Raw genomic sequence first — 7905 nt, forward strand, 5'->3', positions numbered from 1 at the left:
ACTAGGGCTAAGTTTCCGTCCAAGAAGCCAGTACATAAGGGGGCAGGAGTTAAATTGGAAACACTTACTTTTTCTGTAATCAATACTGCTTAGAGCTTAACCGAACCGTATTGCCATTACTCCGTTGAGAGACGCGCCACTCAAGAGTTATTGCAAACTATTGTCAATTGATAAATACGTCAATCTTGGCTCAATGCCAAATAGTCAGTCTACGATGCCTGCGGTGTTATCGTTGCGATCGCGGTTGTTGGTCAAATAATCAAGAAAATTCCTTGTGTAAAGCGAAGATAAAAAGCATCTAGCCCTTTATAAAGCATCTTAGATGCTTTTTTAATAAGGAGGATGTCGGAAAAGTGGAGTTTACCGACATCCACGCCCAAACCATTAAGGGTTTTGACAAAATCTTGACACTCTAGAAAGGCTGTACGAACAAAGGCTGCCTCTACAGATTGTAAAGCTTTCAGTCCAGGTCAGTATAGCTCTTGTTTATATAGCTGTAACTTCTAATTGTTTGAGCAAAGTGCAAGGTTTGAGTTAACTTTGCTTTAGCTGTTTACGTCTTAATACTGAACCAGCACTGAAAGTAGCTATTGACAGTAGCGCTGGTAGCAATGTAGGTTCGGGAACAGATGTAGCTTTTTCATTAAAGGTAAAGTTATCTAGCGCAAACTGTGTCCCCATACCCTTCCCTGCAAGATAGTCTGGCTCAACTCCGCCAAATGACTTGAACCTTAATTCATCAATACCAAAATAATCAAAATTAACTAAAGTTGGCTGTGTTGTATCTACAACCACAGTCTTTGAATACAAGGTTGCGCCGCTCTTAAAACCTTCTACAGTAACCGACAAACCATTATTCCAAACAGCTGTGAGGTAAGCACTGTTGAAGTCAAAAATACCATCACTTACTAGGGCAGGGTCTCCAGAACCGTTGAAGGCCACGTAGTCTCCTGACACTCTACCATTGTCATAGCCTGAAAGTGAGATATTATCCTGCGAACCATTTAAGTAGTAAAAATTATCCCAATTAAATCCACCGTAACCATTAGGAATTAGATCAGAGTCTTGAATAGGTGGTATATCATCAAATGTTAAAACAGTTGCTTGCGCTACTGCTCCTATACCCAAAACAATGGCTGTTGCTGCGATTGCAGCAGTCGATAATTTTTTCGCAAAAGTTGAAATACTCATGTGTTAGTAGTTGTAACTCCTGATAAGTTTGTGTTTTTTTATCACACTTTTCAGAATATACACGCTCTTTGCCACGTAATTGAATTTATTTGAAATATAGAAATCCTACTTGAACTTTCCTCAGTATACTGACAAGGAAAGCGTTGTATGTCAAGCTTCTAGACAGCTAGTTGTTCAACAATTTTTTCGCGAAAAGCAGAAATCTGATTACAAAAATTCACATACAAAGCGTAAAAATTTAAGCAATCGCACCTTCCTATTGCTCAATACTGAATACCCAATGGGCTATGCCCCCATATCCCCAATTCCCCTGTAACACCCTCGTGTCGCACGAGGTTTGTTTTTGGAATTGGGTGCGATCGCACTTTCCCCAAGATTCTCTTTTTTGTTGCTCTCTTGCCGGAACTATAAATAATAAAGGTTTAAGAGATGAATGTAACTGAAAGAGTCCTCTAATGCCCCTTTGACCACTATAAAGTGCTAAAGAGACAAATTTTATACATTATTCTGCTTCTGCTTGCAGCGCTCTGGCCAGAAGCGGGTATAGTCTGCACCCATAAGCTTAAACTTGATTGTCTGCTTCTCCCTCAACCGCTTGGGACTTTTTCTTTAGCATTGGTTTAGGTGGAGGATTGCGGCGCTCGACATTATGCTTTTTAGATGGTCGCTGCACTTTAGGCTTATCTTTTTTCGCTGCAAGTTGGACTGTGGCTTTATCCTCCTTAGACGCTTTGAGAAATCTGGGTGCAGAATCTTTAGGTAGCGCAGTCAATGCAACAAAACCGAAGACATCACGCCCCGGCAGAAATTTCGCTTTTAAGGTGACAAATGTGGCGCGTCCTTGTTGGTCTTTCTCCAATTTGGGATTAAATCTGAAGGGTCGGATAGGTGCATCCTTCCATAGCAAGGGTATATGACTAGCCTTCATGAATTTCACCTTGCGGGCTGGCTCGGCCTGCTTAATAAATTCGAGTCTTTCATCAGAAAAATTTCGGAACACGGAGATACAGGGAGTAGAGCAGACAGGAATGAACTGCCATAATCCCGATAATTTAAACTCCAGGTCTTCTAACTCCCCTGAAACGGCATCTAGTTTTCGCCCTCTGTCAAAGCCCACTAACTGAAAAGCGATGCGATGCGGTTGCTCTCTGCGGGGAAAGTGAATTGCCTTTGGATAAACAACCAAACGCTGATTATGATTTCCAGTATTTTCTATTTCCTTCTTGAGAGCGTTTAATACATCCCATTGTTGCTTCAAGTAGTAAAGTGGGTATTCATAGCTACCGATAGTAACAGTGCTTTGTCCATCAGTAGTAAAGTTGACCGACCCAGTAATGACCCCAACAGCTTGAAATATTGCTGCTGTCGATTCAATTTCTGTTGATGTTGACGTATCAACATTTACTTGCTCTTCATCCGTAAGAGTTTCAACTGTCGGTACTGCTTGGGTTGACTCAAGTGAGGTAAATTCAGCAGATGCCATGATTATTGTTAATAGGGGAGAAATCGCGGTCTAATTCAATCTTAATTGTCTACAAGCGATGCATCTGAACCGACAAGCCTCAACACGAAGCTCCTATTATTAGTTGTCCTAAGTATCCAAAAACTCCAGTTCACTAACATCAATGAGATTTAATCCACCCGCCGCAGCACCAGAACGCAACGGTGAAGGAGCAGTGAGCGGTTGTCCGGTTCGGGCAGAAACCAAAAGCACTTTCTCACTACCACAGGAAACCCAAGAGATTTTATATTCTTCGCCGCTTGAAAGTAGCTTCACACGATCTCCTTTAACGGGTTGGCGAGTGGTGACGGATGGTGACGGCTGTGGTGACGGCTGTGGTGACGGCTCAAAACCATTATTTGGACTGGCTTTTAAGCTGGGTGACGGCTCAAACCCCAATCCACTTTTATTTATTACCAAATCATTTTCAACGGGCTGTGGTGTCAGAGAATTTTCTTCTAACAAATAATTGTCGATTTGGGACTCTGGCTCTAAAACTAATTCCACTTGTTTTTCTAGCTGACTTATCAAAGTGCCGTCACCATCCGGGAAACCCTTATTGAGTATAGGTTCTGAGCCGTCATCGGTGACGTCACCAGTGCCGTCACCTTTATTCAAATTTTGAGCGAGGGTGTAATCATGAGTGGGAATGAGATCATCTATCCCAGCCACCCTCAGCCGCAGCCCCCGGATAAATTTACCCGTTTTGGTAGATTCTTTCTCCACTGACCAGCCCAAAACGCTGCGGCACATTTCCAATAGGTCGGGCGAAAAGTTGTTATGATTTTTGGGTTTGCTGCCAGCCTTATGGCAATAGCGGTTGTAAGAACCAAACAGGGTGGTAACGGTTGAGCCATCCTCGCCTTCAAAGCGATCGCAGCCAATCGCAGTTTTTGCCATTGGGTCAGCAATCACGCACTGATTCAACCACGCGGCGATCGAGTCAACACGGGTGCGGTTCTCCCAAAACTCCAATGTGCATTCGGGGATTTCTTGCAGACCCTTAATTACTGCGGTTACATGGTCGTCCGATAGACTCAGAACGTAATTGGTAAACGCTGCTAGTTCTGGCTCAAATTCTTTATCAAGATTCCGGCGTTTAATTGGGTCTACAGCATTGTTGCAGGGGAATGAAATTACCCGCCGCTTCACCCGAGAAGCAGCATCACCCATGAAAATTGCCAGATTTGATAAGACCAGCACCATGCCGTCATATTGGTAATGGAAAGCCTTTCTCCCCTTCTCCTCCGCCCGAATGGGATCTTCTCCAGTCAGAGAGAGGAATCTACCCAACTTCCCGGTTTGTCTGTCTTCATCAGCGAAGAGTACCAGCCGCTTCCTGTGAGCATTTGCTCCCTCGAAGCGATTACTGCACCAATCGTCTAGCGTGGTGCTGTGGACGTTTTCTTTACCAATTAAGTTAACAATCAGTCGGCTGAAAGTGCCTTTACCTGTCCCACCCAGCCCAATCAGGTGAAGAAATTTCTGTAAATCAGAACGTCCCTTTAATACCGCATTACAGTAGCAAATTAGCAAATCTTTGAGCTGTCTGTTCCCCTCAGCCAAGTGTGTTAGGAATGCGTCGATGTGTGACCAATCTGTGGCTTTGGGGTCGTGTGAGCGTGGCAGCTGCCAAGTCAACCGATAACCTGGGGAATGGGGTAAAAATTTCCCAGTCGCAATCTCAAGGACTCCATTGAAAAATGGCATCAGTTCCTTGGGTGAGCGCTCGTTCCATTCCCGCACAAAAAGTTGCGAACGCAGGAACTTAACAATATTAGTAATGTAGCTGTGGGTGCTATAGCCCTCGATGCCCCTGGCAGTGATGATTTGATAAACAATCATCTCTATGGCTTCTTCAGTTTCTCCTGACCATACCCCAGGTAACTTGATCTCGTAGTGCATCCACTGCCTAGCTTCATTGTTGTAAGCTAGGCGATCTCGGAATTCTTCGGCTATCTCCCGGCTGATTATGTCCGCAGTCGGTCTTTTGTCGGTTGAGGAGTCTTTTGAAACAGCAAATTGTGACTCCATGTAAGCGATTGCCTTATTGTAGGCATCGTCAAAAGCGTCAACTCCATTGTTCACGATCAAATCGTCCAATCCTTTGCCATCTTTGGGACTCCATTCAACAATAGCAAGGTATGCACCCAGGTTTTGAAGTACAAGTTTTAGCTTTTTTATCCCCCTGGTGACTGCTTTGACGGCTGTTGGTTTTTCATCTTGATCAAAGGCTATGACCAATGTGGAACCAGGGCCGACAAAGCCCGCTAAGTCCGGGTTCAGAGCGGGAGGTCTTCCCGGTGCGCCGCATTCACAGCCATACAGCCCAATCATGATGTGTCCGTGAGATAGAGCGCTAAGGGTCTTTTTACCTCCTTCCGTAGCTCCCACCTCATTCACTGACTCTTTCACCCATTGCCAAAAATTACCGAACATCGGCACATCCAAGCCAGATTTCTGGGCGATGAGTTGGCGTACTCCTATTGGGATTGGGGGCAAGAATGCACGATTACCATCTCCTTTTGGAGCAAAGTATTTGTATGGGCGCTGCTTTTCAATGTCCCAAATGCTGACGACTACTTGCCATACGCTCTTGTCTTCATTAAGAAGAAATGCTGCGTACAATGGCTCATTGGCTTGATGTCTGAATCGCTTGTATTCCCATCCCAATGCGTCATGTATGGGTGTTTCTACATCGCCCCCCGCCCCACATTCAATGTCTTGGTGAAACTCTACGCAAGCGTCATAAATTTCTGGGTGAATGCCACTTCCTTCAATGAAGGACTTACGAATATAAGCTTTCCAATCTTCAAAGCTCTTGAATTGGTTCTGCCGTCCCTTTTTTGGGGTACTGCTGGCAGTTTGAGTATTGAGTGCTGCTAAATCTTGCTCCCCTGGGGCTGAATGTGCTAAAATTATAGATTGTGAATTATTCTGTGCTGCGCCATGATCTGACAGTCCGGGCGCACTTTGCATTTCTAGCGTATTCATTTGTGGCTCCTGAATTTGGTGATTACTTCGATAAAGTATTGAGTAATCCCTTCCCCTTTAAGGCACACCACTGTTACGCTAGAGCTATACAAAAAATCTAATATTTGATGTTGCGGTAGGACTAACCGCTTTGGTGACGACTGACAATCGTCTTGGTATAGCTTGCTCTAGATAGTAAGAGAGTGGCGTGCCCCAAAGTAAGTTGGGACTACCCTTTTTTTTGCGCCTTTGTAAGGCTTTATCTATAAAAACATGATTTTCTAGTTTGTGGGCGAAAAAGAATGACTTTTTGTACGCTTTACTTTATGTCCCTCCTGGTTAACCGCAGGCATAAATACTAGCTAATTGACATACATAGGCTTACTCCTCATCTTGCACTTTTGACTTGGAAGATTTTAACTTTTTAGCTCTGGCGGCGATCGCTTCTGCAATAATTCGCTCAACTAAATTACTAACCGTTCTTCCCTCCTCTTCTGACCAAAGCTCCAAAGTCTCTTTTATATCTTCAGAGCAAGTGAACATAACTCGCGGTCGCCTAGTTGCCATTATCAACACTTGTCTACACCATGATTCAAGCATAAAACGTGCAGCTTAAATATAAGATTTTGTAGCCATGTGTTGACAGTGGCAGCACCTGTTAACTATATTAACACTATGAGCGCAAAACGGACGATATAGCGCGTAAAATGCCACACCAAGGATAAATAGGTAGTTGGCTAAGTAGCCGCCTAAAAGTGACCGCAAACGCTTATCAAGCAAAGAATTAAACTCTTTATCTGAACCATGAATTACGCATATACCCAGCCAGTTTACGGCTCATCCTATCCGCTAAGTAACGGGTTTGTAAGTCCACAGCACGGACAGATAAGACCGCGAGTAGTTTTTGATGGGGGCAACCGTTTTGTGAAGTGGATTGACCCCAACAACGTTGTGCAATGTCTGCTCAGTGTCGTGAAAGAAGTCAGTGAATACCAGTGGAAGCGGCTCAAGCCCGATGACCAGTCAGTATTGATTGAAATTGAGGGTAAACGCTTTGTAATTGGGCGATTAGCTCAAGAACTAGGTGGTGAGCCGACTTTCCAAACAGACAAATGCCAATTAGCATCTATCCTGGCACTAGCGGCAATCCAGCCCAATCCAGGACAAACATCTGTACACATCCAGCAGATGATTGTGGCACTGCCCAATACTCTCAACGATGACGACGTAGCCGCAGTACAGAGAATTGCTAACCACCCACTGACCAAAGAATTTAAACGGAATGGTGAATACATCACCTATACCGTGGGTGAAGTTGTCCCAGTTGATGAGACTGAGCCAGCATTCCACTACGCCTTAAATCAAGGTTTTTTCAGCTTCCCCGAAGCGAAGAACGCGATTTGGGATTTAGGAGGCGGCACGGCTATAGCCAGAATTTACACGCCGAACGGAACAATGATCCATGATGCGGAGGTGATTCTACCCGGAACCAAGGCACTCGCCCAGCAAGTAGCGGTAGAGATGAAAGAGGTCTACTCTCTCGATTACAGCCCCAGTTTACAGGGCATCATGGACGCGATCGCTCGTGGTGATTGCCTCTACGGAACAGACAAACTTGATTTCTCCTCCATCTTTGAAAAAGCCTGTGACCAGTGGGTGGAGTCAGCCCGGAGAGAAATTCGCTCGAAGTGGGCGCAACACCTACCAGAGTTGGGAGAAGTCTTGATTGTAGGTGGAAGTGCAGATATCGCCGCCCCTATCTGTGCCTATTCTGGAGATCGCTTCAAGATTGCCCCATCGCCGCAGTTGTTCAACATCATTGCAATGGCTTATCAGGAGTAATGCCAATGACGCAGACAAGAATTGTTCTTAATCCCAAGTACAAACCTAAAGCTGAAGAAATCTTAGAAGCGACTGGAATCGATAACCTCTCTCAACTGTTTACCCTGCTGCTAGTTAATTACGGTGATTGTCTAGTTAACTGCTTAAAGCACTCACACCAACTACCTATACAGTCATCTCTAGTAGCTCAAACGCCCACACAAAGCGCTCTTCAGCCGCCATCTATCAAACCTCAGCCATCACCACAAGCTAAGAAATTTGCCCCAATGGGGAGCTTTTAAGCCCCAACCGCACCGATAAAAGCTCAAAGTCAAGGAAAGAAGTCATGAGCGACCAAGATAGCGTGCAGACACAGCCAAGCCTAACAACTACCGAAATAATGACCATCATTCTGGGTT

General features: G+C 44.7%; 6 protein-coding genes. 2 read left to right on the top strand and 4 right to left on the bottom strand.

Annotated elements, in window-relative coordinates; all coding sequences use genetic code 11:
• Positions 1 to 534: 534 nt before the first annotated feature.
• The 4 genes from H6G97_RS40460 to H6G97_RS40475 all read right to left on the bottom strand — a co-directional run bounded on the left by H6G97_RS40460 (position 535) and on the right by H6G97_RS40475 (position 6265).
• Positions 535 to 1191, bottom strand: a complete 657-nt coding sequence (locus H6G97_RS40460) for a PEP-CTERM sorting domain-containing protein (RefSeq protein ID WP_190946245.1) — start codon at positions 1189 to 1191, stop codon at positions 535 to 537.
• 562 nt (positions 1192 to 1753) lie between these two features.
• Entirely contained in the window at positions 1754 to 2674 is a 921-nt protein-coding gene (locus H6G97_RS40465) for a hypothetical protein (protein WP_190946246.1), read from the bottom strand.
• Between the two features lie 108 nt (positions 2675 to 2782).
• Entirely contained in the window at positions 2783 to 5686 is a 2904-nt protein-coding gene (locus H6G97_RS40470) for a DUF3854 domain-containing protein (RefSeq protein ID WP_190946247.1), read from the bottom strand.
• Positions 5687 to 6046: 360 nt separating this feature from the next.
• Positions 6047 to 6265 (bottom strand): ribbon-helix-helix domain-containing protein, encoded by a 219-nt coding sequence (locus H6G97_RS40475; RefSeq protein ID WP_206759154.1) that lies wholly within the window; start codon positions 6263 to 6265, stop codon positions 6047 to 6049.
• A 204-nt stretch (positions 6266 to 6469) separates the two neighbouring features.
• Between H6G97_RS40475 and H6G97_RS40480 the strand changes: the two genes are divergently transcribed.
• Together H6G97_RS40480 and H6G97_RS40485 are read left to right on the top strand one after the other, a co-directional pair.
• The gene (locus H6G97_RS40480; RefSeq protein WP_190946249.1) at positions 6470 to 7507 is read left to right on the top strand and encodes a ParM/StbA family protein; all 1038 of its coding nucleotides are present in this window, start codon (positions 6470 to 6472) and stop codon (positions 7505 to 7507) included.
• A gap of 5 nt (positions 7508 to 7512) precedes the next feature.
• Entirely contained in the window at positions 7513 to 7788 is a 276-nt protein-coding gene (locus H6G97_RS40485) for a hypothetical protein (protein ID WP_242055904.1), read from the top strand.
• Positions 7789 to 7905 lie beyond the last annotated feature (117 nt).

This window comes from Nostoc flagelliforme FACHB-838 (genome assembly GCF_014698065.1).
GTDB lineage: Bacteria > Cyanobacteriota > Cyanobacteriia > Cyanobacteriales > Nostocaceae > Nostoc > Nostoc flagelliforme_B.